Annotated in this window: 24 protein-coding genes; 12 read left to right on the top strand and 12 right to left on the bottom strand. The window is 60.8% G+C overall.

The window, feature by feature from the left end; all coding sequences use genetic code 11:
- Positions 1–150 precede the first annotated feature (150 nt).
- Positions 151–1,533 carry a TIGR03808 family TAT-translocated repetitive protein gene (locus tag AB4Z13_RS05005; protein WP_439014316.1) on the top strand — a complete coding sequence of 461 codons (1,383 nt, stop codon included), beginning with the start codon at positions 151–153 and terminating at the stop codon, positions 1,531–1,533.
- A 96-nt stretch (positions 1,534–1,629) separates the two neighbouring features.
- Positions 1,630–2,295: a glutathione S-transferase family protein gene (locus AB4Z13_RS05000; RefSeq protein WP_439014315.1), complete on the top strand. Its 666-nt coding sequence runs from the start codon at positions 1,630–1,632 to the stop codon at positions 2,293–2,295.
- A 3-nt stretch (positions 2,296–2,298) separates the two neighbouring features.
- On the opposite strand, the gene AB4Z13_RS04995 is transcribed toward AB4Z13_RS05000, so the two are convergent.
- Positions 2,299–3,195, bottom strand: coding sequence for a LysR substrate-binding domain-containing protein (locus AB4Z13_RS04995; RefSeq protein WP_113323155.1), 897 nt, complete (start codon positions 3,193–3,195; stop codon positions 2,299–2,301).
- Between the two features lie 171 nt (positions 3,196–3,366).
- Between AB4Z13_RS04995 and AB4Z13_RS04990 the strand changes: the two genes are divergently transcribed.
- Positions 3,367–3,561: a hypothetical protein gene (locus AB4Z13_RS04990; protein WP_113323154.1), complete on the top strand. Its 195-nt coding sequence runs from the start codon at positions 3,367–3,369 to the stop codon at positions 3,559–3,561.
- A 42-nt stretch (positions 3,562–3,603) separates the two neighbouring features.
- Complete coding sequence (locus AB4Z13_RS04985) at positions 3,604–3,957, top strand: MmcQ/YjbR family DNA-binding protein (protein WP_439014314.1); 354 nt, start codon at positions 3,604–3,606, stop codon at positions 3,955–3,957.
- Here the strand turns inward: AB4Z13_RS04985 and AB4Z13_RS04980 are convergent.
- Together AB4Z13_RS04980 and AB4Z13_RS04975 are read right to left on the bottom strand one after the other, a co-directional pair.
- Positions 3,954–4,574, bottom strand: a complete 621-nt coding sequence (locus AB4Z13_RS04980; RefSeq protein ID WP_439014313.1) for a glutathione S-transferase family protein — start codon at positions 4,572–4,574, stop codon at positions 3,954–3,956. The two genes, AB4Z13_RS04985 and AB4Z13_RS04980, sit on opposite strands and share 4 nt — an antisense overlap.
- Positions 4,575–4,676: 102 nt before the next feature.
- On the bottom strand, positions 4,677–5,033 hold the full coding sequence (locus AB4Z13_RS04975; protein WP_439014312.1) for a DUF4406 domain-containing protein: 357 nt from the start codon (positions 5,031–5,033) through the stop codon (positions 4,677–4,679).
- Between the two features lie 123 nt (positions 5,034–5,156).
- Here AB4Z13_RS04975 and AB4Z13_RS04970 point away from each other — a divergent pair, with 123 nt between their 5' ends.
- Positions 5,157–5,912 carry a DeoR/GlpR family DNA-binding transcription regulator gene (locus AB4Z13_RS04970; RefSeq protein ID WP_439014311.1) on the top strand — a complete coding sequence of 252 codons (756 nt, stop codon included), beginning with the start codon at positions 5,157–5,159 and terminating at the stop codon, positions 5,910–5,912.
- On the opposite strand, the gene AB4Z13_RS04965 is transcribed toward AB4Z13_RS04970, so the two are convergent.
- Positions 5,887–6,684, bottom strand: a complete 798-nt coding sequence (locus AB4Z13_RS04965) for a hypothetical protein (protein ID WP_439014310.1) — start codon at positions 6,682–6,684, stop codon at positions 5,887–5,889. The genes AB4Z13_RS04970 and AB4Z13_RS04965 overlap by 26 nt on opposite strands.
- Positions 6,685–6,775: 91 nt before the next feature.
- Complete coding sequence (locus AB4Z13_RS04960) at positions 6,776–7,780, bottom strand: asparaginase (protein ID WP_439014309.1); 1,005 nt, start codon at positions 7,778–7,780, stop codon at positions 6,776–6,778.
- 197 nt (positions 7,781–7,977) lie between these two features.
- On the opposite strand from AB4Z13_RS04960, the gene AB4Z13_RS04955 reads away from it, so the two are divergent.
- Positions 7,978–9,204, top strand: a complete 1,227-nt coding sequence (locus AB4Z13_RS04955) for an MFS transporter (RefSeq protein WP_439014308.1) — start codon at positions 7,978–7,980, stop codon at positions 9,202–9,204.
- Here AB4Z13_RS04955 and AB4Z13_RS04950 read toward each other — a convergent pair.
- The gene (locus tag AB4Z13_RS04950; RefSeq protein ID WP_439017178.1) at positions 9,191–9,814 is read right to left on the bottom strand and encodes a helix-turn-helix transcriptional regulator; all 624 of its coding nucleotides are present in this window, start codon (positions 9,812–9,814) and stop codon (positions 9,191–9,193) included. The genes AB4Z13_RS04955 and AB4Z13_RS04950 overlap by 14 nt on opposite strands.
- A 106-nt stretch (positions 9,815–9,920) precedes the next feature.
- Between AB4Z13_RS04950 and AB4Z13_RS04945 the strand changes: the two genes are divergently transcribed.
- Positions 9,921–11,378, top strand: coding sequence for an MFS transporter (locus AB4Z13_RS04945; protein WP_439014307.1), 1,458 nt, complete (start codon positions 9,921–9,923; stop codon positions 11,376–11,378).
- 50 nt (positions 11,379–11,428) lie between these two features.
- Here AB4Z13_RS04945 and AB4Z13_RS04940 read toward each other — a convergent pair whose 3' ends face one another.
- The 4 genes from AB4Z13_RS04940 to AB4Z13_RS04925 form a co-directional block, all read right to left on the bottom strand.
- Positions 11,429–12,427, bottom strand: a complete 999-nt coding sequence (locus AB4Z13_RS04940) for an NAD(P)H-quinone oxidoreductase (RefSeq protein WP_439014306.1) — start codon at positions 12,425–12,427, stop codon at positions 11,429–11,431.
- Positions 12,428–12,505: 78 nt separating this feature from the next.
- Positions 12,506–14,311 (bottom strand): GGDEF domain-containing protein, encoded by a 1,806-nt coding sequence (locus AB4Z13_RS04935; RefSeq protein ID WP_439014305.1) that lies wholly within the window; start codon positions 14,309–14,311, stop codon positions 12,506–12,508.
- A gap of 153 nt (positions 14,312–14,464) precedes the next feature.
- On the bottom strand, positions 14,465–14,707 hold the full coding sequence (locus AB4Z13_RS04930; RefSeq protein WP_037105511.1) for a ribbon-helix-helix domain-containing protein: 243 nt from the start codon (positions 14,705–14,707) through the stop codon (positions 14,465–14,467).
- A gap of 211 nt (positions 14,708–14,918) precedes the next feature.
- Positions 14,919–15,467 carry an HdeD family acid-resistance protein gene (locus AB4Z13_RS04925; protein WP_113323144.1) on the bottom strand — a complete coding sequence of 183 codons (549 nt, stop codon included), beginning with the start codon at positions 15,465–15,467 and terminating at the stop codon, positions 14,919–14,921.
- A gap of 141 nt (positions 15,468–15,608) precedes the next feature.
- On the opposite strand from AB4Z13_RS04925, the gene betI reads away from it, so the two are divergent.
- From betI to betA, 3 genes are read left to right on the top strand one after another with little or no spacing between them, the layout of a single operon-like run.
- Positions 15,609–16,196, top strand: coding sequence for a transcriptional regulator BetI (betI, locus tag AB4Z13_RS04920; protein WP_113323230.1), 588 nt, complete (start codon positions 15,609–15,611; stop codon positions 16,194–16,196).
- Positions 16,197–16,230: 34 nt separating this feature from the next.
- A complete protein-coding gene (betB, locus tag AB4Z13_RS04915) occupies positions 16,231–17,694 on the top strand; it encodes a betaine-aldehyde dehydrogenase (protein WP_439014304.1) in 1,464 nt (487 codons plus the stop codon).
- A gap of 52 nt (positions 17,695–17,746) precedes the next feature.
- Positions 17,747–19,399: a choline dehydrogenase gene (gene betA, locus AB4Z13_RS04910; protein ID WP_439014303.1), complete on the top strand. Its 1,653-nt coding sequence runs from the start codon at positions 17,747–17,749 to the stop codon at positions 19,397–19,399.
- On the opposite strand, the gene AB4Z13_RS04905 is transcribed toward betA, so the two are convergent.
- Together AB4Z13_RS04905 and AB4Z13_RS04900 are read right to left on the bottom strand one after the other, a co-directional pair.
- A complete protein-coding gene (locus AB4Z13_RS04905; RefSeq protein WP_439014302.1) occupies positions 19,400–19,699 on the bottom strand; it encodes a type II toxin-antitoxin system RelE/ParE family toxin in 300 nt (99 codons plus the stop codon). It lies immediately after the preceding gene.
- Positions 19,696–19,977: a YlcI/YnfO family protein gene (locus AB4Z13_RS04900; RefSeq protein WP_439017177.1), complete on the bottom strand. Its 282-nt coding sequence runs from the start codon at positions 19,975–19,977 to the stop codon at positions 19,696–19,698. Before AB4Z13_RS04900 ends, AB4Z13_RS04905 begins: the two co-directional genes overlap by 4 nt.
- A 202-nt stretch (positions 19,978–20,179) precedes the next feature.
- Between AB4Z13_RS04900 and AB4Z13_RS04895 the strand changes: the two genes are divergently transcribed.
- Both AB4Z13_RS04895 and AB4Z13_RS04890 read left to right on the top strand, forming a co-directional pair.
- Positions 20,180–21,058, top strand: coding sequence for a sigma-70 family RNA polymerase sigma factor (locus AB4Z13_RS04895; RefSeq protein ID WP_442205952.1), 879 nt, complete (start codon positions 20,180–20,182; stop codon positions 21,056–21,058).
- Positions 21,059–21,149: 91 nt separating this feature from the next.
- Positions 21,150–21,737, top strand: coding sequence for a flavodoxin family protein (locus tag AB4Z13_RS04890; RefSeq protein WP_439014300.1), 588 nt, complete (start codon positions 21,150–21,152; stop codon positions 21,735–21,737).
- Positions 21,738–21,759: the final 22 nt, after the last annotated feature.

The raw sequence follows: 21,759 nt of genomic DNA, 5'->3' as shown, positions 1-21,759 counted from the left end.
ATTTCCTTCGGGGTGTTTAAATGGAAAGGTGAACAAGACGACAATATTAGGGAGGTTGCGTTTGCTACTCGACCGATGGTTCTTCTTTTTCTGCGGGTATGTGTCGAAAAGAAACATTTCTGCTGGCATGAATCCTGCGTGGACACCGCTATGAAGAAGGATTTCAGCAAAGTCTCCCGACGGGATATACTTGGCGTGCTGGCGGCCTCTGCAGCGGCCATGGCGGCGCCGCGCGCGTTTGCAGCTCCGCTCAGTGCGGAGCAGCCCGACATGCGCGGCTCGATCGATGCGGTGCAGTACCGCGCCATTCCCGAAAGCGGCGACAAGAAAAACCGCAACCTGCAGCAGATGATCGAGAAAGCGGCGCGTGAGAATGTGCCGGTCTTTCTGCCGCCTGGCACCTATCGCATCTCCAACCTGACGTTGCCGGACAATACGCGCATATCAGGCGTGCCCGGTGCGACGCGGATCGTCTATAGCGGGGAAGGCCACCTCTTTGCAGCTGACAATGTCGGCCGTATCGAGCTTTCCAACCTCGTGATCGACGGATCAAACCGTTGGCTTGCGGACTACGCCGGCGCCCTCGTCCAGTTCACCGGTGTCGGTGAGGCGCTGATTGACAATTGTGAGATCGTCGGCAGCCGCAAGCACGCGCTGCAGCTCGAGCGCTGCGGCGGGCGGATCGAGCGCAGCAAGATCTCCGGCGCAGGGCAGTCCGGCATTTATGCCGTGGAATCTGCGGGGCTTTCGATATCAGGCAACACGGTTTCGGACTGCGGCAATGGCGGCATTCTGGTGCATCGCTGGAAGAAGGCGGACGATGGCACGGTCGTTTCGGGGAACCGTGTTTTCAATATCCGTGCCAATGACGGCGGCACCGGTGAAAACGGCAACGGCATCAATATCTTCCGCGCCGATGGCGTGACGGTGACCGATAACCAGATCTCCGACTGCGCCTTTACCGCAGTTCGCGTCAATTCCGGCTCCAACATCCTGATCAGCAACAACCAGTGCCGCCGCTCCGGCGAGACGGCAATCTATGTGGAGTTCGAATTCGTCGGCGCGGTCGTGTCAGGCAACGTGATCGACGGGGCGGCAAACGGCATATCGATTGCCAATTTCGACCAGGGCGGCAGGCTGGCAAGTGTGACGGGCAACATCATCCGCAACCTGACGCTCAAAGGGCCCTACAAACACGAGGTCGGCTTCGGTATCGGCATTGCGGCGGAGGCCGATACGCTGGTGTCAGGCAATGTCATCGAGGATGCGCCGCGCTGGGGGCTGCAGATCGGATGGGGTCCTTATCTGCGCAATGTCGTCGTCAACGGCAATGTCGTGCGCAAGTCCCCGGTCGGCTGCGCGGTCTCGGTTGCCGAAGGTGCAGGTTCAGCCGTCATCACCGACAACATCTTCCAGGAGATGGGCAAGGGCGCAGTGCTAGGCTTCGAGTGGGAGAAACAGGTCTCGGATGAACTTGCGGACGATAGCTCCCGCTACGGACAACTGACCGTCGGCCGGAACCGGATTTCCTGAGCGCTATCAAAAGCTTTCATCAACATATCATCCGCAGGTGCTTTCTTCACGCCTGAGCTGGCTTTAGGGTCGGCGCGAAACGGAAGGGGACATGCCATGCTGACAATCTACGGGGTTTATCGCTCGCGTGCCGCACGCGTTTACTGGATGGCCGAGGAGCTGGGGATCGAATTCCAGTCGGTGCCGGTGCTGCAGGCCAAGCGGCTTGACAACCCCCTCTCGCCGGACGCGCCTGTCAACACGCTCTCGCCGGAATTCCTTGCGCTCAATCCGATGGCGCTGATCCCGGCCATAAAGGATGGCGATCTCGTGCTGAACGAGTCTCTGGCGATCAACCTCTACCTTGCACGCAAGTATGGTGGCGACCTCGGCGGCAACACCGTCGAAGAAGACGGTTTGATGACGATGTGGACGATCTGGGCGGTTTCCGAGCTCGACGGCAACACCGGCAAGATCGTTTCGACCTATGATGACGGCAAGGAAAACACCGAAGCGGGGCGCGCGGTGATCGATGTCGCCTGCCGTACCATGAAGCGTCCGCTTTCGGTTCTCGAAAAGCATCTTGACGGCAAGGACTGGATCGTCGGCGGGCGCTTCACGGTCGTCGACCTCAACATCGCGGAAGTGCTGCGTTACGCCCAGAGCGAAGCCTCGCTCTTCGAGGCACATCCGAATATTGATGCCTGGATCAAGCGTTGCCAGGCGCGGCCGGCCTATCTGGAGATGCAGCGCAAGCGCTCGCTGGAGCCGATCGAGATTTGAGGATCAGCCGAATATCGCGGCCGTTTCAGCCATTTCCTCGCGGATCCAGGCCTTGAAGTCGCGTACCTTCTTCGGCTCGCGGCCGCCTTCGGCACTCACGAAATAATAGCCGTCGCCTGTATTGGCGCGGATGCCGAAGGGTGCGACCAGTCGGCCTTCCTGCAACGAAAAGCCCGCAAGCGTCTGCCAGGCAAGCATCACGCCCTGACCGGCAATCGCCGCATCGAGGCAAAGCGAGGCATCGTTGAAGCTGTGGCGTATGGCAGGCGGAGCGCCTGAAAGCCCCGCTGCCTGCATCCAGACATCCCATGTGAACATGGCATGGGCATCGATGACAGCCGGGAGTTTCAGGATATCGGCCGGCTTCTTCAGTTTCGCGGCCATCTCGGGAGAGCAGACGGGAAACACCAGCTGATCCAGGAGATGCTCGACCTTCACGCCCGGCCAATGGCCCTTTCCGACGCGGATGGCGACATCGATATCGGAGGCGGCCAGATTGACGAGCTTGGTGGTCGCGTCGAGGCGCAGGTTGATTTCCGGGTGGCGCTCCATGAAACGGTCCAGCCGGCAGACCAGCCAGCGGGCGGCGAGAACCGGGGCCACCGAAATGGTCAGGATACATTCGTCCTTGCGCTGCGCCATCGAGACGGCTTCCGCAAGACGGAGGAAACCTTCGTTCAGGGCGGCAAGAACGGGAGCACCTGCTTCCGTCACCAACATGCCCTTCGGCGTGCGTTCAAACAGCAGCCGACCAAGCTGGGCTTCGGCCTTGATGACCTGCTGACTGACGGCGCCGACGGAAACGCCAAGCTCATCCGCCGCCGCCTGAAGCGATCCGAGCCGGCCGACGGCTTCCAGCGCGCGAAGGCCGTTGAGATGCACGGAGTTGAGATTTCTCATATAGTTTTCCTACAGTAGGAAACCGGTAATCTCAATTGAAAAGCAGGCGCTCGCCGCCGATATTGGCATCATAAGACGATAATCTTCACAGCACAGCAAGATGCAAAGCGCCGGCGCAATCGAAATCCCTTGTGCCGAAAGCTGAGCCGAGCCTCAGAAAGCGAGAGCAAGATGTCATTGCTGAAGTTTTTCTTAAGCCAATCGGACCCTGCCGCCAGAGTTTCGCAAAGCGAATATGATGGAGATGAAGATCTTCTCGATCATCCCGACATCGCCTCCATGTCGCAGCGGGAGCTTGCGGACCTGCCTCTGCCGATACCCGCGCCCAAACGCCCTCTGCAACGACAACTAGAGAAATGCACTTGAATATATGATAGGTTTCCGCCGGGAACATTCAGGGCGGACAAGATGACCGAGAGCGTGAACAGCATTCTGGCGCGGTTAAAGCGGCTGGCAAAGGAGGCGGGCCTCCCCGGCATTGAGGAAAGTACGTCCTATGGCAACCTGGCGCTGAAGGTCGGGGGCAAAAGTTTCGTCGCGGTCAAGAACGACGAAACGGTGGTCATCTCGATCCCGATCGACCACAAGGAGCACCTGTTGACGATGGCGCCCGACATCTACTTTCAGACGAACCATTATGTCGGCTGGCCGCATCTGCCGGTCCGCATCGCAGCTATCGGCGACGATGAACTCAAGCAGCGGCTGATCGACGCCTGGACCTACCGGGCGTCGAAGAAGCTGATTTCAGCCTATCGCGCTTAGGCTTTTTCGCGCGCCAGCGCACGCTGAACAGCAGGACGCTCCAGCATGCGGGCGTGATGCTCGCTGATCTTGGGGAAGCGCGCGGGATCGACGCCATCGGATGGCAGCCAGCCGGTCATGACGAAGAGATAGGGATCGGCGACCGTATAGCTGTCACCCATCACCCATGGCCCCTTGAACATGGTTGCCTCGATCAGCTCGAAGCTTTCGCCCATGGTCTGCGGCACCTTGGCCTTCATGGATTCCAGCGCGGCTTCATCATCGGCCCAGCGGGAGCCGCGCGGGCGGTGGGCGTGGTTCACATGCACGGTGGAAGAGATATATCCGTTGAAAGCCTGCAGCCGGGCAAACTCGAACGGGTCGTCCAGCGGGGCGAGCTTGGCGGCGGGCGCCATCTGGGCGATATAGGCGAGGATCGCCGTCGACTCTGTCAGCACGCCGCGATCGGTGGCGAGCGCGGGAACGCGGCCCTTCGGATTGATCTTCAGATAGGCTTCCGAGCGCTGCTCGTTCTCCCGCGTATTGATCTTCCTCGTATCAAAGGAAAGGCCGGATTCCTCCAGCGTAATCAGGCTTGCAAGCGCGCAGGTTCCCGGTGCGAAATAGAGTGTGAGCATGGTGAGACTCCCCTTTCGGGGAGCCTTATAGCGCGAGTTTCAGGGCCAGCGAAAGACACCGCGATGTGTTCCTTCTCCGCGCCGGAAAGAATGGGCAACGCCTCAAGCGCAACCCGGAACGTCCTCCAGCCGGTACCAGACGGGAATGCCACGCTCGGTGGCGATGCGCACGTCATTATCGGCACCCTTGGAGTCGCCCGGCAGGCGCAGCACGCCTTCGCAAAGCTGCAGCAGGCGGCCGGCGACAGGATGAAATATCTCCTCGTAGAGATCGTCACCCACCGACTTGCCGCCGGCGGCATGCCAGACCGGCAAGGCCACCCATTCGCCGATCATCGGCACATGGCCAGCTTTGAAGAGCGCGTGCGACGGCGCCTCGAGGCGCTTGAGATTGGCAGCCATCTTTGCCGGGTCATCGCCCGTTCCGGACCTGTAGGGCCCGGCAATCAAAATCAACATGATCTACTCCATCAACTCCCGGCCTCATGCACGGGATTTCGCGAAAATGCACGATATTTCTTGAATGTCGAGTCAATTCGTGCATATTCACGATGTTTCGTAAATTATCGTGCAGGAGCATTCATGCTGACCAGCCAACGCAAGGCCCTCATCCTCGACATCCTGCGCCGCGACGGGCAGGTCATCGCCAAGCGCGTGGCGGAGGATTTCGAGCTCTCGGAGGATACGATCCGCCGCGATCTGCGGGAGATGGCTGCGGAAGGGCTGCTGAAGCGCGTGCATGGCGGGGCCTTGCCCATTGCCCCTGAGCTGCCCGACTTCACGGCCCGCCGCGACGTCGCTTCCGACATCAAGGCGCGGCTCGGCGCGAGGGCGGCGCAGATGGTGAAGGCCGGGCAGATGGTATTTCTCGACGGCGGCACGACCACGGCAGAAATTGCCCGTCACCTGCCGCGCGACATTGCCTTCACGATCGCCACCCACAGCCCGACGATCGCCGCCGAGCTGGAACATCACCCGACGGCCGAGGTGATCCTCTGCGGCGGCAGGCTCTACAAGCATTCCATGGTGGCGACAGGCGCGGTCGCGATGGCGACGATCTCCGCTCTGCGGCCGGATATCTTCTTCCTCGGGGTGACGGCCGCTCATCCTGTGCACGGATTTTCGACCGGGGATTTCGAGGAGGCGGCAATCAAACGGCATATCGCCCGATGTTCGGCGGAAACGCACGTGCTGCTGACAGCGGAAAAATTCGATCTCGTTTCGCCCTGCACGGTGCTTGCCGCAGGCGAAGTGGCGGGGCTGATCGTGCCCCCAGAAATGCCGGCGGAACGGCTTCAGCCCTATGCGGATCTCAATGTCGCAATTGCCGCAGCTTGACCCGCTTGCGGCGGAGCGGAGGAACAACTCCCGGCGGCAGGAGGCTGAGGAGCAGCGCGGCGATAAAAACCACAAGCACGAAAATACCGGTCAGGACATTGCCTAGCCCAAGCGTCAGCGCCTCCTGCAGGCGTGGCTGGGCATTCGCAATGATGGCCGCGAGCGCCGGCATGCCTAGAAACTTAGCCACCATCGATGAGAGCCAATTCATTTCAGAGGCGGCGGCGAGAGCGCCATAGAGGGCAGCGGCATAAACAATCCCGCGCAGGATAGCGGAGGCGCCGAAGGGCCTGGTGTCATCGACCTCGAAGGGAATGGCAAGATAGGCAAGCAGGGAGGCGAGAAACAGGAAAGCAAGCGGAAGTGCTCCAGATATCGCGGCCCATTGCAGGCGTTCGCCGGTTGCGATGAACAGCAGGAAGGGCGTGGAGGCCATAAACCACAGGGCTGCCGGCAGCCCCCAAAGCCGCAGAAGCGAGAGGTAGCTCAGCCGCAGCATCGCAGCGCCAAACAGAATGCCGATCGCGGTCCAGACGCCTGCAGTTTTCAGCGTACCGGCCATGAATTGCACCACCGGCATGCAGGAGCCGGCCATCTCCACACAATTGGAGAGCTGCACCGCAAGCCAGGTGAAGTAATCGAAGCAGATCGTAAGGAACATCAGGAGGGTGATGCCTGTCATCATCCACCACAAATAGCGGCCTGCGAACATGTTCTGCCCTCGCAGCTTCGGAGGAACCGTATTCACACGCTCCGTCACGGCGAGAGACATGACCGATCGCCGGACGCGCCTCCATTTATATTAGGCAATTCTTATTTTTTTATAACTTATATATCTAACAATGCAGCGATCGGGGCAGCGATCAGGCAAAGGCGCCTGTCACCCTGACATCGCCGACATGGATGCCGTTCCAGTTGTGCATCGATTTATTTGCCAGAGCGGTCAGCGCAGCATGTTCCTTGCCGCCCTTCTCGAAGTAGCGGGCAAGTGTCGCCGCAACCATGGCTTCGGCAGCGCGGGTGGTGCCGTCATCACACTTCAATGCGATCGCAATGCCCTGTTCCGGGATGGCAGCGCAGAAGACGCCTTCCGCGCCCGTCTTGCAAAAGATCCGGCCGGGGGCGATCTGCATCAGTATCGTGCAGGCGCGGCCGGTGCCGGCCACATAGAAGGGCTCGGCCATGCAGGCTTCGATCAGGCGGCGGGATGCCTTGGCGCGCAGAGGCTCCAGGCCGTTGCCGGTCGCCATCTTCGCAAAGCCATGAGCGAGCGCCTTAAGCGGCACGGCGTAAGTCGGAATGGAGCAGCCGTCGGTGCCGCAGACGTCATGACCGAGTGCGGCGCCCGTGAGGTTTTCCATGGCGTCACGGATCTGCTGCTGCAGCTGATGGTCGTAGCCGACATAACCCTTGCTATCGATGCCCTGATGGCAGCAGACGCAAACGAAGCCGGAATGTTTGCCGGAGCAATTGTTGTGAAGCGCGGTGGGCTTCTGCAGCGTGCGCGCTTGGTGGATCAACGTCTTCTGGTCCGAGGACCAGTGCGCGCCACATTCCAGCGCCTCCACGTCACGGCCGGCACGCGAGAGCATGGAGGCGGCAAGCGCCACATGCTCATCCTCGCCGCTATGCGAGGAGCAGGCGAGCGCCAACTCCTTGTTGCCGAAGCCGTAGGCATCCGCCGCACCGCTTTCGACCAGCGGCAGGGCCTGCATGGCCTTGCAGGCCGAGCGCGGGAAGACATTTGCCGCGATATCGCCGAGCGAAAAGGCGACACGGCCATCGCCATCCACGACCGCAACCGAACCGCTGTGGCGGCTTTCGACAAGCGAGCCCCTGGTGACTTCGACGAGGATGGGATTGGACATGGGCAAGAATCCAGATTGTGGGCAAGGAGACTGCAGGCATAGCCTCTCACTCTCTGAAAGCCAATGGAATTTGCGCCATATGCCGGCCGATCACAGCATCTAAACAGCCATCACACGAAGTGACTGTTGGTGCGGCAAACTATCGTTTTCCGTGCAGGCGCGATGGGGCTAAAGGTTGTGTGTCAGGACTCATACTCATGCCATCCTCATTTTCTTCCATCATCCGCGACAGCCGCATCCGCATTCCAACCGTCACGCTGGTGGCGCTCGCCTTCACCTACGCCTCCACGGTTCCCTACCAGTCGATTATCGGCATCAGCGAACTTGGAATGAGTGACGGCGCCTATTCGGCGCTGGTCTTCTTTGCTGCCGTCGTCAATGTCGCGATCAGCCTGACGCTCGGCATATGGTCGGACAGGCTGACGGAAAGACGGCCACTGGTGCTTGCGCTTTCCATTGCCGGTATCATCGGCTTCGGATCGATCGCGGTCATCCACAGTCCCGCGATCTTCATCTTCTCGGTGCTGTTCCTGGTGCCGATGAGCAATTCCACCTATTCGTTGCTCTTTGCCAGCGTGCGGGCGCGCACCAATCAGCTGGCCCGTAGTGAAGCGGTCGCCATCACCTCGACGGTGCGCGCGCTCTATTCCGGTTCCTGGGCGGTGGCGCCGGGGCTGGTCGGGCTTGCTCTGGTCACTTCGCCCTCGATGAGGCCGGCTTATGGGGTGGCGGCGGTGGCAAGCCTCATCTGCTTCTGCCTCTATTTCTTCTTCGCGCCCGGCAACGGCCCGGTGCGCGAGACGATCCCCAACCAGCCGGGCTTCTTCGCCTCACTGAAGCGAGTCTTTGCGCCCGATGTTTTCATCCGCGTCTTCGTCATGTCTCTGCTGCTCGGCCTGCAGCGGCTGAACGGCATGGTTTCGCCGCTCATCGTCGTGCACTCGATCGGCGGCAGCGTCGTTGACGTCGGCTTTCTCTCGGGCCTGACGGCCTTTCTCGAAATGCCCTTCATGATGATGTGGGGCCTGGTACAGCGGCGCTTCCATACCGTGCATGTATTGGCATTAGGCACGGTGCTCTACTGTCTCTATCTGGTGCTGCTAGGCTTTGCGACCGCGCCCTGGCAGCTCTATGCGCTGCTCGGTCTCAACGCCTGCGGGGCGGCTGCCATCCTCAGCCTGCCGATCACCTATCTGCAAGACCTTATCGCCGATCGCCCGGGCCTCGGCAGCTCACTGATCTCGCTCAACACCTTCATCGGCATCGGCGTCGCCGCAGGTGTTTTTGCCCTTGGAACAGCGGTGACGGACTATTCCGGCACGGCTTTCGTCGGCGCCGCTGTCGGCATCGTCGCCATTGTGATCCTGCTTTATCTGGAAAGCGGCAGCCGCATGCGCCAGCCGGCCCAAATTACCTTGGAGTAATGCGATAAGCGCAGCGGCGCGCGCCGAGCAGGATATGCTCGCTACGCTCGACATTGGCCGAGAGCACGCTGCGGAAAGTTTCGAGTTCGGAACGGCAGAAGCCGGCGCAGACCGTCGCCGCAGCGCAGATCGGACAATGGTTTTCGACCAGCATCAATGATCCATCGTCCTCCTGCCAGCTATCGGCCATATAGCCCTCACGGCTGCGGATGGCGGCCAACCCCTCGACGCGGGCGGCCAGATCCGACCTGTCTGAGAGTTCGGCGCGATAGCGCTGCAGCGTTTCGTTTTCGCGGGCGGCGATGACGGTATCCAGCGCGGCGGGGCCGAGTTGCGCGACAACAGTCGTCAGCAGGGTCGCCGTCAGTTCTGCATGGCCATCCGGGAAATGGCTGTTACCCTCAGCCGTCAGGTGCCAGAGCTGCCTCGGACGTCCCCTGCCCTTGGGGGCGACCGTTGCGGGTTCCACAAGTCCCTCTTCCGCCATTTTGGCAAGCTGCTGACGGGCGGCCTCACCTGATATGCTGAGCGCATCGCCGACCGCAGCGGCAAGCTGCGGCCCTTCGGTCTTCAACAGGATCAGGATGCGGTTGACAGGAGACTGGCGCATAATTTTCCAAGCTACCTCTTGTTTTAATCCGATGCTCATGCAATTTTCCAATTCATAACTTGGAAAATAAAATAATAACGGGCCAGGAAAAACGCAAGGATTCATCATGTCCGAGACCGCCTTGGAGCCATCAGGCTCTTCAACTTCTGTCTTCCAGTTGTTTTCCCCTGCGCTGCTGCCGGCGACATTGATGCTTGGCGGCGGCATGACGATCTCTGCCGTCGAAAGCTACATCACGGCGACGATCGCGCCGAGCATCGTGCGCGATGTCGGCGGGCTGGAACTTTTCTCACTGGTGACGACGCTTTATATCGCCGCGACCATACTGGGTTCGATCTTCATGGCGATGCGGCCGAGGAATATCGGGCTGCGCAGAGTCTACGTGATCGCGGCAGTGATCTTCGGCGTCGGCAGCCTGCTTTGCGCTGCAGCCCCCTCGATGCCTGTCGTGCTGATCGGTCGAACGGTGCAGGGTTTCGGCACCGGTGCGCTCGCCGCCCTCTGTTACGCCTTCATTCGCTTCGTCTATCCCGAACCGCTCTGGCCGAAGGCGTCAACGCTCTATGCGGCGATCTGGGGGGTGTCGACCGTCATTGGCCCGACGCTTGGCGGCTTCTTCGCGCATGACGGCGCCTGGCGCTACGCCTTTGCCGTGCTCGTCCCGCTCAGTGTGTTGATGGCAGTGCTGGCGCCGCGGCTTTTGCCGCAGGCCGAGGACGACCGCGAACAGGCAAAGATGCCTGTCGCGCAGATCTGCCTGCTGCTCGGGGCAGTGCTGCTGGTCAGCACCGCAGGGACGACCGAGATGACGACAGCCAAGATCGGGCTGATCGCCGTTTCGGTCGTGGCCGTCGGCGTCATGCTCGTTTTGGAACGCAAGGGAAACTACCGGCTGCTGCCGTTAGGCGCGGTGACGCTGAGCCAGCCGATATCACGGGTCTATCTGACAATGATCGGCCTCAACTTCGTTCTCGTCAGCGATATCTTCATTCCCTATTTCCTGCAGGTTCTGCACGGGATAACGCCGCTGATTTCAGGCTATCTGGTGGCTCTCGTCGCCCTCGGCTGGACGGTGGCCGCCTTCTTCAGCGGCTCCTTCTCCGGCAGGAAAGCCAACGCCGCGATCGTTGCGGGCTGTGCAACCGAAGCCGCAGCGACAGCCGTGCTTGCCGTCTTCCTTGCCCGCGAGAACCCTGAAGCGCAGCTTATCATCCTTGGACCGGCAGCAGTCGCCATGTTCATGATGGGTTTTGGTGTCGGCCTCGGCTGGGCGCATCTCGTCGCCAAGGTGCTGAAGCTGGTAGCCGACAGCGAGCAGGACAAGGCTTCGGCAGCCATTCCGACGATGAGCTCGCTCGGTAGCGCCTTCGGAGCGGCCTTTGCCGGCGTCATCGCCAACGGCGCGGGACTGGTCGACCCGGGCGGCATTGCGGGCGCGCTTTCGGCGGCGAGCTGGCTCTATGTGATCATGGCCTTGCCGGGACTGATCGCCGTCGGCGCGGCGCTGTCGCTTACAGCATCGGCCCGAAAATCGGAATCGATTTTCGGAAAGCCTGATGCGTAAATTCAAAGAGTTAGAGCGTGTTTTGTGCGTCCGAACGGACGTACGGCGCTTTAGCCGAGTTTCAGCATGATCTTGCCGATGTGGTTGCTGCTTTCCATCAGCCGATGAGCAGCTACCACGTCTTCAAAGGCAAAGGTCTCATAGATGACGGGCGCGACCGTTCCGGCTTCCAGAAGCGGCCAGACCTCGGACAGGAGATCGTCACGGATCGCCCGCTTCTCCTCCGCCGTGCGCGGGCGCATGGTGGAGCCCGTCACCGTCAGGCGCTTGACCATGATCGGGGTAAGGTTGACCTTTTCGGCGACCGCGCCCTGCAGAAAGGCGATGATGGAGAGGCAGCCATCTTTCGCCAGCGAGGCGATGTTCTTCTCGAAATAGGCCGCACCGATCATGTCGAGGACGATATCGACGCCGTGGCCGGTCTCTTCCTTGATGATGGCTGCGAAATCCTCTTGCCGGTAGTTGATGGCGCGCTTGGCGCCTAGCTTCTCGCAGGCCTCGCATTTTTCCTTCGAGCCGGCGGTCGCATAGACCTCCGCGCCGAAAGCCTTGGCGAGCTGGATAGCGGTCGTGCCGATGCCGCTGGAGCCGCCATGGATCAGCACTTTCTCGCCTTCCGTCAGGCCTGCCATCTGGAAGAGGTTCGCCCAGACGGTGAAAAAGGTCTCCGGAAGAGCTGCAGCCTTCACTGCATCATAACCCCTGGGGAAAGGCAGCACCTGACCGGCCGGCAGAAGGCAATATTCGGCATAGGCGCCGCCATTGGCGAGGCCACAGACCTTGCCGCCCAGCGAATAGCCGGTCACGCCGGGGCCGATCGCGACGACCTCGCCCGCGAGTTCCAGGCCGAGAATGGGGCTCGCATCCTTCGGCGGCGGATAGCTGCCCTGGCGCTGGGAAATATCGGGGCGGTTGACGCCGACCGCTTCGGTACGGACGAGGATCTGACCTTCGCCGGGCATCGGCACCGGTCCATTTGCAATGACCATCGCCTCCGGCCCGCCAAAAGACGGCAGATCCACAAAACGCATATGCGACGGCAACGACATGGCCCGGCTCTCCCTATTCCGAAGCATTGGAGATAATTCAGGGTCTGGGGCTTGGGAAGGCCGGAAGTGCCAGAGGCGTCAATTCGCCTCGCCTAACGCATGGAATATGAGGCCTTCGTCGCTCTCCTTGGCGCTCGACTTCACCTGGGCGATCTCGGCGCTGACGCGATTGATATCGTCGATGACGAGACCTTCCGGCAGTTCGAGAACACCGATCGAGCAGCGCATCAGCGGGAAGAAGGCTTCCGCGCCGGCGCGATCGTGACCGTGGATACGGCCGGCAGCACGGTCCTCGTCCGAATAGAGATCGAGCACGTCATCGTGGAAATCGCTGATGAGACGATCGAGGATTTCCGTCAGTTCCTCCTTCGTCCAGCCGACGACACCGACGAAGAAATCGTCGCCGCCGACATGGCCGAGGAAGTGACGCTCGGCAAAGAAGTAACGGCGCATCAGCGCGGCGAAGAGCGAGATCGCATGGTCGCCGAGATGAAAGCCGTAGGCATCGTTGAAGGGCTTGAAATTATCGAAGTCGCAATAGCAGAAGTGGCGCACTTCATCGCCGTCGCGTCCGGAATGGCGCATGAAATCCCGGATGGCACGGTTGCCTGGCAAGCCAGTCAGCGGATTCTGGTCCTGTGCCGTCTTCAGCTGCTTCTCATTGATGACCTTGATCAGCGAGGCGGCGGAGACGACGCCGGCGTAGCGCATGTTGTCGGTGAGGATCAGGCAGTTGCTGCCTTCCATATTGGCGAAGATCACCATGAGCTGATCAGCATCGCTGTCGAGGCCGACGATCGGCGCGCGCTCGACGAAATGCGAGATGGTGCGCTCATAGTCCTTGTTCTTCAGAAGGTCGCGGCCAAAGGGCTGATAGATATATTCCTTGAGGTGATGCTCGTGAATGATGCCGCGCGGCTCGCCATTGGCATTGAGAACCGGGAAATAGGCCTGGCGCGGATTGCGGCGGAACAGTTCAAAGACCGTATCAATACCATCGCTCTCATAGACGGTCGGCAGCATTTCGATCTGCTTGCGGATGAGGATTTCGTCGAGCGACTGGCTGTTACCCTTGTTCTTGCCGAGTTCCTGCAGGTGCGGGAAGGCAGGCACGAGTTCGGAGAGATGCGTCGACGGGCGCGAGATGAACCAACCCTGCACGAGGTCCACGCCATAATCGCGGCAGACGATGAATTCGGCTTCCGTCTCGATGCCCTCGGCGATCACACGGGTGCCGAGCACGTGGGCCATGTTGACGATGCTCTTCAGCAGGTGGCGCTTGCGCGGGCTGCGGTCGATATCGGCAACGAAATGGCGGTCGATCTTCAGGTAATCGACGGAATAGTCGCAGAGCAGCTTCATTTCGCCATGACCGACGCCGAAATCGTCGATCGCCAGCTTGAAGCCGGCCTTGCGCAGGCGCGACACGAGATCGGCGAATTCGGGTACGCTGGTATTGTCGAAGCGCTCGGAAAACTCGAAACAGACGGAGGACGGCGGGATATTCGCCGTTTTCAGCTGCAACAGCAGGCTCTCGACAAGACGATTGCCATGCGGGATGAGGCGAACGTCGAGATTGAGGAAAAGCGTGGCCGTCGCGAAGTTCGAGAGCGTCGAGAATTTGGCGAGCGCGCGGTTCGCGACCATCTGCTCAAGCTGCAGGAGCTGGCCGGTCTCATGGGCTTCGTCGAGGATTTCGATCGGCGTTTCGAAGCCGATACGCTCCTGCCCGCGCATGAGGGATTCATAACCGAAGACCGTGCCGGTACCGGCTTCGACAATCGGCTGAAACGCGTTTTCAACGACAAGTTTGGCGAGGGTAACGATCTGATCGCTGGCATAACGACGCACGACACCCGGTTCGACGCTGGCAGCCAAAGACATGCCAATCTCCACTGTGACCTTTTCTTTTTCGGCCGGACAATGGAGCAGAAGGGTCAACGAACCCTTTCCTCAGTATGAAACTTTCATGAACGCGCAACCGCTCATGCACGCCAAGCGCTTATTAGATTTTCGAGTTTACAATCAACGGCTTATTCAGGCCGAACGGCGATGCTCGGCTTCATGATCGGCGAACATATCGGCGACGCATCTGCCGCCGCTGGGTGCGCTTTCATCGGCCAGGACTTCGCTGCGATATTCGCCCAATTTACGGGCGGCATCCCACAGGCGCAGTGCCTCGCGCACGACTTCGCTGCTCGATGCATATCCGCCTTGATCGACAGCATCGCGGATGCCGGCTGCCTGGAGCGGTGAGATGGAAACGGTGACCATCGGCATGGAATTCTCCTCCCATTCTATTCGGCAGAGACTGCCTCGGGGGTCTATTTTCGGCTTCTGGGGCGACAAGCGCCAATGCCGAAGTGCCTTAGCACAGGAGGCGGCTCTTCTGCGGAGCCGGCCTTCAATCGCAGAATTTTAGTACCCCGTCATGTTCTTGTCAAAAAAGAAACGGCCGAAACGGACCATCCGGCGGCCTCTCTCCACAGTTTCAAGAACGGATACCTAGGCCGAAGGCGAGCATTGTCCAGCCCTGAACGACAAGATCGATCGCCAGGAAGAGGCCGAGGATCCAGAGGCTGTTGACCGGCCAACCGAGTGCAATCACGAAGCCTGCGAGAGCTGTGATGAGGCCGCTCGCAACAATCCATCCCCAGCCCTTGAGCGGCCGCATGCGCATGCCGACGAAAAGGCGGAAGACACCGGCAATGAGCAGCGCTATGGCCAGAAACAGGGTCAAGGCGGCGGACGTAAGGATGGGGTTGATGAAGGCGCAGACGCCAGCGAGCACATAAAGGACGCCACTCAACGCCCAGAAGAGCACATGATCCCAGCCGCGCACCTGGAAGGCGTGGATGAGATAGATAACACCGCCTGCCAGCATCAGCATGCCGACATAAAAGACCGAAGCGACGGTCGCCATCAGCAGGTTGCTGAGAGCGATGAGGCCGCAAATGAGAAGCAGCACGCCGAGACCGACGAACCACACCCATTTCGACCGCAACGGGGATTCGGGCATTCCGTCGTAAATATTGGCCATTGGCACACCTCCTGATTGCTGGAGATATGCTGCAGCAATTTCTCGCGAAAAGAGGTGATCCGGATCAATCCGGCGAAAGATTTTTGTTGATTGATCAGTCAATCAAAAATACGCTTACATGCATTCTCGGGAGAAATGAGCTTGCCGAAGGTCGGAATGGAACCGGTGCGCCGCAAGGCGCTTGTGGATGCAGCGCTGCGGGTGATCGGCGATCACGGCTCGCTGACCGTCACCATGTCCGATATCGCCCGGCGGGCGGGGGTGTCGCCTGCCCTTGCCCACCACTATTTCGGCAGCAAGGAACAGCTGCTGATCGAGACAATCCGTTCCCTCCTACGCCAGCTGCGCGACGACGCGGTGACGGCACTGGGACAGGCGGCAACGCCACGGCAGCGGATCTCGGCCATTATCCGCGTCAGCTTTAACGCCGACCAGTTCGCGCCGCAGACGATTGCCGCCTGGCTTGCCTTCTATGCCGAGGCGCAGCGATCCGAAGAGACACGGCGTTTCCTCGTCATCTATGCGCGGCGCCTGCGCTCCAACCTGCTTGCGGCCCTCAAGGCGCTTTGCCCAGACGATGCCGCAGAACGCATCGCAGAGGGCGCGGCCGCGATGATCGACGGGCTCTATATCCGGCAAAGTCTGAAATCGGCGCCGATCGGCATTACAGCCTCGATCGCGCTGACGGAGGATTATGTAACGATGCAGCTCGACCGCATCGGCAAATGAACAACCTCATGCCAACCAGCCAGGGAACAGCGACATGAAAGCCCAGCCGAAAGCATCGCACTTCATCGACGGGGAATATGTCGAGGATGACAGCGGCACCCTCATCGAAAGCATCTATCCGGCAACCGGTGAAGTGATCGCCCGGCTTTATGCCGCAACGCCCGCGATTGTCGAGAAGGCGATCGCGGCTGCCAAACGCGCGCAGCCGGAATGGGCGGCCTTGAGCCCGATGGCGCGCGGGCGCATCCTGAAGCGCGCGGCCGAGATCATGCGCGAGCGCAACCGCGAACTTTCAGAGCTGGAAACGCTCGATACCGGCAAGCCGATCCAGGAAACTGTTGTCGCCGACCCTACCTCGGGCGCCGACGCCTTCGAGTTCTTCGGCGGCGTAGCACCGGCGGGACTGAACGGCTCGCATATCCCGCTCGGCCAGGACTTTGCCTATACGAAGCGCGTGCCGCTCGGTGTGTGCGTCGGCATCGGCGCCTGGAACTATCCGCAGCAGATCGCCTGCTGGAAGGGTGCGCCGGCGCTGGTTGCCGGCAATGCCATGGTCTTCAAGCCCTCGGAAACCACGCCGCTCGGCGCGCTGAAGATTGCCGAAATCCTGCACGAGGCCGGCCTGCCGAAGGGGCTCTACAATGTCATCCAGGGCGACCGGGATACCGGGCCGCTGCTCGTCAACCACCCCGACGTCGCCAAGGTTTCGCTGACCGGCTCGGTCCCGACCGGGCGCAAGGTGGCTGCTGCGGCTGCAGGCCAGCTCAAGCACGTGACGATGGAGCTTGGCGGCAAGTCGCCGCTGATCGTCTTCGACGACGCCGATCTCGACAGCGCCGTCGGCGGCGCGATGCTCGGCAATTTCTATGCTACGGGCCAGGTCTGCTCCAACGGCACGCGCGTCTTCGTGCAGAAGAAGATCAAGGGTGAATTCCTGAAACGGCTGAAGACGCGAACCGAAGCGATCCTCATCGGCGACCCGATGGATGAAGCCACGCAGCTCGGCCCGATGGTCTCCTGGGCACAGCGCGAGAAGGTGCTTGCCTATATCGAGAAGGGCAAGGCCGAGGGTGCGGCACTGGTGACCGGCGGCGGTATCCCGAACCATGTGACGGGCGAAGGCTATTATGTGCAGCCGACCGTCTTTGCCGATGTGACCGACGGGATGACGATCGCGCGCGAAGAGATCTTCGGCCCGGTCATGTGCGTGCTCGATTTCGACGATGAAGCCGAGGTGATCAAGCGCGCCAATGGGACGGAGTTCGGCCTCTCCGGCGGCGTCTTCACCGCCGATCTGACACGCGCTCACCGCGTCGTCGACCAGCTGGAGGCCGGCACGCTCTGGATCAATACCTACAATCTCTGCCCGGTGGAAATACCCTTCGGGGGATCGAAGCAATCGGGCTTCGGACGGGAGAATTCGCTGGCAGCGCTTGAGCACTATAGCGAGCTGAAGACGGTTTATGTCGGCATGGGGCCGGTCGCCTCGCCGTACTGAGCCCATCCAAAATCGACGCATCCGTTGCACACGACAATCCAAAGGGAACAGCATGCAACAGGCAGATTTCGTCATCGTCGGCTCCGGCTCGGCAGGGTCGGCGCTGGCCTACCGGCTTTCGGAAGACGGCAAGAACACGGTCATTGTCATCGAGGCGGGCGGCTCGGATTTCGGGCCGTTCATCCAGATGCCGGCGGCCCTTGCTTGGCCAATGAGCATGAAGCGCTATAACTGGGGTTATCTTTCCGAGCCCGAGGCCAACCTCAACAACCGGCGCATCACCGCGCCGCGCGGCAAGGTGATCGGCGGTTCCTCCTCCATCAACGGCATGGTCTATGTGCGCGGCCATGCGGAAGACTACAATCGATGGGAAGAGCTCGGCGCGAATGGCTGGGCCTATGCGGACGTGCTGCCCTATTTCAAGCGCATGGAGAATTCGCACGGCGGCGAGGAAGGCTGGCGCGGCACGGACGGCCCGCTGCATGTGCAGCGCGGCGTGGTGAAGAACCCGCTGTTTCACGCCTTCATCGATGCCGGAAAACAAGCGGGCTTCGAGACGACCGAGGATTATAACGGCTCGAAGCAGGAAGGCTTCGGGCTGATGGAACAGACCATCCATCGCGGACGGCGCTGGTCGGCGGCAAGCGCTTATCTGAAGCCGGCGCTGAAGCGGCCGAACGTTGAGCTCGTCAAAGGCTTTGCGCGCAGGATCATCATCGAGAACGGCCGCGCGACAGGCGTGGAAATCGAGCGCGCCGGCGCGACCGAGATCGTCAAAGCTAATCGCGAGGTGATCGTCTCGGCCTCCTCCTTCAACTCTCCGAAACTCTTGATGCTCTCCGGCATTGGCCCCGGCGGGCATCTGCAGGACATGGGCATCGAGGTAAAGGTCGACCGGCAGGGCGTCGGCGCCAATCTGCAGGACCATATGGAATTCTATTTCCAGCAGATCTCAACCAAGCCGGTGTCGCTCTATTCCTGGCTGCCATGGTTCTGGCAGGGTGTCGCTGGTGCACAATGGCTGCTTTCCAAGGGCGGCCTCGGCGCTTCCAACCAGTTCGAAGCCTGCGCCTTCCTGCGTTCCGCGCCGGGGCTGAAGCAGCCTGATATCCAATATCATTTCCTGCCGGTCGCCATCAGCTATGACGGCAAGGCGGCGGCCAATACGCACGGCTTCCAGGTGCATGTCGGCTACAATCTATCGAAATCACGGGGCAACGTTACGCTGCGCTCCGCCGATCCGAAGGCTGATCCGGTGTTGCGTTTCAATTATATGAGCCATGCCGAAGACTGGGAGAAGTTCCGTCATTGCGTGCGCCTCACCCGCGAGATTTTCGGCCAAAAGGCCTTCGACCACTATCGCGGCCCGGAAATCCAGCCAGGCGAGAAGGTTCAGACGGACGAACAGATCGATGCGTTCCTGCGCGAACATCTGGAAAGCGCTTACCACCCCTGCGGCACATGCCGGATGGGCGCGAAGGACGATCCGATGGCGGTGGTCGATCCCGACACACGGGTGATCGGCGTGGACGGCCTGCGGGTCGCAGACAGCTCGATCTTCCCGCATGTCACCTATGGCAATCTGAATGGTCCGTCGATCATGACAGGCGAGAAGGCCGCAGACCACATTCTCGGCAAACAGCTGATGGCACGATCCAATCAGGAGCCGTGGATCAATCCGCGCGCGGCGGTGAGCGACCGGTAGTCAGTGGTAGTCTTCTTCGCGCTGGTGACGGATGGCGAGGACAATGACGGTCGCCTCATCGATTATCTTGAAAAGGATGACATATCCGGCCGAGCCGAATGGTACGACGAGTTCGCGCAGCAAGGGATCATCCGCAGACGCGCGTCTGGCCATCAGCGGGAAATCCTGCAGTATCATCAGAGCTTTTTGGATGGCGCCGATGGCACGTTCCGCCAAATCTGGATCACGGTCGATCAGAAAGTCAGCGAGCCGGTCCAGGTCTTCATAGAAGGTTTGGGTGTACTTCAGCTCGAAGGTCATTTCTGTTGCGCGGCTTTGCGCGCTTTCGCCTTTTCAAGCTTCTTGCGTATCAACTCCATGACGTCGTCCGTCGTGGGATAGACACCCGTCCGTTCCGCTTCCGCCAAGCCGGCCAGCCCCCGTGCTATGAACTCCGCCTGGGTCTTTCTGTAATCGATCTGACGACGCAGAGAATCCTCGATCAGCGCCGACAAGCTCTCGCCTTCCTTCAGAACGCTTTCGGCCGCAGCGCGCAGTTCCGGATCCACGCGAAGAGAGGGAAGCGATGCGGTTTTCATGATCCACCTCATGCATTGCAATTGCGATGCAATATGGCGGATCACGGTGTCACATTCAACGCCCTCTCCCAGGCACCCCCGCCAGAAGGCAAAAAAACTGGACAGCGTGTCACAAATGACCACCTCATCTCGTCCAGCCTTCTCGAACGGACGAGGTGAAGGAGATGGCGGTGGTGAAGCTGGAAAAAAGAGAGGCTGAGTGATGACGGCGGCAGAGGGAGCAGATGCCATTGCCGCCTTCAATCCGCTGCGCCCGCGGTTGACACGGGTTGCCTATCGCATGCTGGGCTCAGTAGCAGAGGCCGAAGATATCGTGCAGGAGGCTTTCCTGCGCTGGCTCGATGCCAATCGCGATGAGGTTCGCGAGCCCGCCGCCTTCTTGCACCGGATCGTGACGCGACTTTGCCTCGATCAATTGAAATCGGCGCGGCGCCGGCGCGAGACCTATATAGGACCGTGGCTGCCGGAGCCGATCGTGGTCGCGCCGGAAGATGAAGTCGACGATGTCGCGCTGCCGCTGATGCTGGCGCTGGAACGGCTTTCGCCGCTCGAACGAGCGGTGTTCGTGCTGCATGACGTCTTCGGCGTCGGCTTCGAAGAGATCGCCGCCACCATCGGACGCAAACCTGCGGCCTGCCGTCAGCTTGCCAGCCGGGCACGGGCCAATGTCCGGAGCGCGCGGCCACGCTATGCCTTGCCGCCGGAACACGGCCTGCAGATCGCCTCCGCCTTCTTCATGGCGTCGCGCAGCGGCGATATCGAGGCATTGCGGGCGCTGCTGGCTGAGGATGCAACCGTCTATACGGACGGTGGCGCGAAGGCGGTGGCGCCAAGGCGGCCGATCATCGGTCGCGACAAGGTGACAAAGCTCTTTGCGGCACTGGCGCCGATCTTCACCGCGCATATGTCGCGACTGCTGCACTACGGCTTGATCAACGGATTGCCGGGCTTTGTCAGCATCGAGGAAGACAGCTGGCTACAGACCACGGCTCTTCAGATCGAAGATGACAGGATCACCGCGGTCTATGTGACGCGCAATCCCGAAAAGCTCGCGCATCTGGAACAGAACTCCCTGCACTAGGGCGCATCACACTCACAACCCGCCCGTTTCACTATCCGCAGCCCCATTGCGGAGGCGGGCATCTGTATTTCAAATCAGAGGAGATCGACCCATGACAGAGATACGTATCGCTATCGTCTACCACAGCGGATACGGCCATACGGCGCGGCAGGCAGAAGCAGTGAAAGCCGGTATTGACCGGGTCGCCGCCGTCAGCTGTCTGCTGCTGACGGCGGAGGAAGCGCCGGACCGTTGGGACGATCTCGCCGCGGCGGAGGCGATCATCTTCGGCGCGCCGACCTATGTCGCCGGACCGTCTGCCGCCTTCAAGGCCTTTCAGGAGGCGAGCTCACATGCGGTCATGGCGAGAGGTTATCGCTGGAAGGACAAGATCGCTGCCGGCTTCACCAATTCGGGCTCCCAGGCGGGCGATAAGCTCGCCACCCTGATGCAGATCGCCCTCTTTGCCGCCCAGCACGGCATGCACTGGATCAATCTCGACCTGCCGCCGGCCAACAATTCCTCCTTGGGCTCGAAGGAAGAGCTCAACCGGCTGGGCTTCTGGCTCGGTGCGGCCGCGCAATCGAATGTCGACGAGGGCCCTGACCTCGCGCCGCCTGAAGCAGACCTCGCGACTGCCCGCCACCTCGGCCAGCGGGTCGCCGAAGCAACGCTGCAATTCGTGCGCGGGCGCGGCTGAGCGACATCTGGCGGAGGATCAC

This window comes from Rhizobium sp. YAF28, assembly GCF_052113285.1.
In the GTDB taxonomy this organism is placed as follows: Bacteria; Pseudomonadota; Alphaproteobacteria; order Rhizobiales; family Rhizobiaceae; genus Rhizobium.
Note: the sequence above shows the minus strand (reverse complement) of the source record. Positions and strands in the feature narration are given on the sequence as shown.

Excerpts from the sequence above, each read along its gene's own strand:
- AB4Z13_RS05005 (WP_439014316.1), top strand. The coding sequence starts at position 151 with ATGAAGAAGGATTTCAGCAAAGTCTCCCGACGGGATATACTTGGCGTG.
- AB4Z13_RS05000 (WP_439014315.1), top strand. The coding sequence starts at position 1,630 with ATGCTGACAATCTACGGGGTTTATCGCTCGCGTGCCGCACGCGTTTAC.
- AB4Z13_RS04995 (WP_113323155.1), bottom strand. The coding sequence starts at position 3,195 with ATGAGAAATCTCAACTCCGTGCATCTCAACGGCCTTCGCGCGCTGGAA.
- AB4Z13_RS04990 (WP_113323154.1), top strand. The coding sequence starts at position 3,367 with ATGTCATTGCTGAAGTTTTTCTTAAGCCAATCGGACCCTGCCGCCAGA.
- AB4Z13_RS04985 (WP_439014314.1), top strand. The coding sequence starts at position 3,604 with ATGACCGAGAGCGTGAACAGCATTCTGGCGCGGTTAAAGCGGCTGGCA.
- AB4Z13_RS04980 (WP_439014313.1), bottom strand. The coding sequence starts at position 4,574 with ATGCTCACACTCTATTTCGCACCGGGAACCTGCGCGCTTGCAAGCCTG.
- AB4Z13_RS04975 (WP_439014312.1), bottom strand. The coding sequence starts at position 5,033 with ATGTTGATTTTGATTGCCGGGCCCTACAGGTCCGGAACGGGCGATGAC.
- AB4Z13_RS04970 (WP_439014311.1), top strand. The coding sequence starts at position 5,157 with ATGCTGACCAGCCAACGCAAGGCCCTCATCCTCGACATCCTGCGCCGC.
- AB4Z13_RS04965 (WP_439014310.1), bottom strand. The coding sequence starts at position 6,684 with ATGTCTCTCGCCGTGACGGAGCGTGTGAATACGGTTCCTCCGAAGCTG.
- AB4Z13_RS04960 (WP_439014309.1), bottom strand. The coding sequence starts at position 7,780 with ATGTCCAATCCCATCCTCGTCGAAGTCACCAGGGGCTCGCTTGTCGAA.
- AB4Z13_RS04955 (WP_439014308.1), top strand. The coding sequence starts at position 7,978 with ATGCCATCCTCATTTTCTTCCATCATCCGCGACAGCCGCATCCGCATT.
- AB4Z13_RS04950 (WP_439017178.1), bottom strand. The coding sequence starts at position 9,814 with ATGCGCCAGTCTCCTGTCAACCGCATCCTGATCCTGTTGAAGACCGAA.
- AB4Z13_RS04945 (WP_439014307.1), top strand. The coding sequence starts at position 9,921 with ATGTCCGAGACCGCCTTGGAGCCATCAGGCTCTTCAACTTCTGTCTTC.
- AB4Z13_RS04940 (WP_439014306.1), bottom strand. The coding sequence starts at position 12,427 with ATGTCGTTGCCGTCGCATATGCGTTTTGTGGATCTGCCGTCTTTTGGC.
- AB4Z13_RS04935 (WP_439014305.1), bottom strand. The coding sequence starts at position 14,311 with ATGTCTTTGGCTGCCAGCGTCGAACCGGGTGTCGTGCGTCGTTATGCC.
- AB4Z13_RS04930 (WP_037105511.1), bottom strand. The coding sequence starts at position 14,707 with ATGCCGATGGTCACCGTTTCCATCTCACCGCTCCAGGCAGCCGGCATC.
- AB4Z13_RS04925 (WP_113323144.1), bottom strand. The coding sequence starts at position 15,467 with ATGGCCAATATTTACGACGGAATGCCCGAATCCCCGTTGCGGTCGAAA.
- betB (WP_439014304.1), top strand. The coding sequence starts at position 16,231 with ATGAAAGCCCAGCCGAAAGCATCGCACTTCATCGACGGGGAATATGTC.
- betA (WP_439014303.1), top strand. The coding sequence starts at position 17,747 with ATGCAACAGGCAGATTTCGTCATCGTCGGCTCCGGCTCGGCAGGGTCG.
- AB4Z13_RS04905 (WP_439014302.1), bottom strand. The coding sequence starts at position 19,699 with ATGACCTTCGAGCTGAAGTACACCCAAACCTTCTATGAAGACCTGGAC.
- AB4Z13_RS04900 (WP_439017177.1), bottom strand. The coding sequence starts at position 19,977 with ATGAAAACCGCATCGCTTCCCTCTCTTCGCGTGGATCCGGAACTGCGC.
- AB4Z13_RS04895 (WP_442205952.1), top strand. The coding sequence starts at position 20,180 with ATGACGGCGGCAGAGGGAGCAGATGCCATTGCCGCCTTCAATCCGCTG.
- AB4Z13_RS04890 (WP_439014300.1), top strand. The coding sequence starts at position 21,150 with ATGACAGAGATACGTATCGCTATCGTCTACCACAGCGGATACGGCCAT.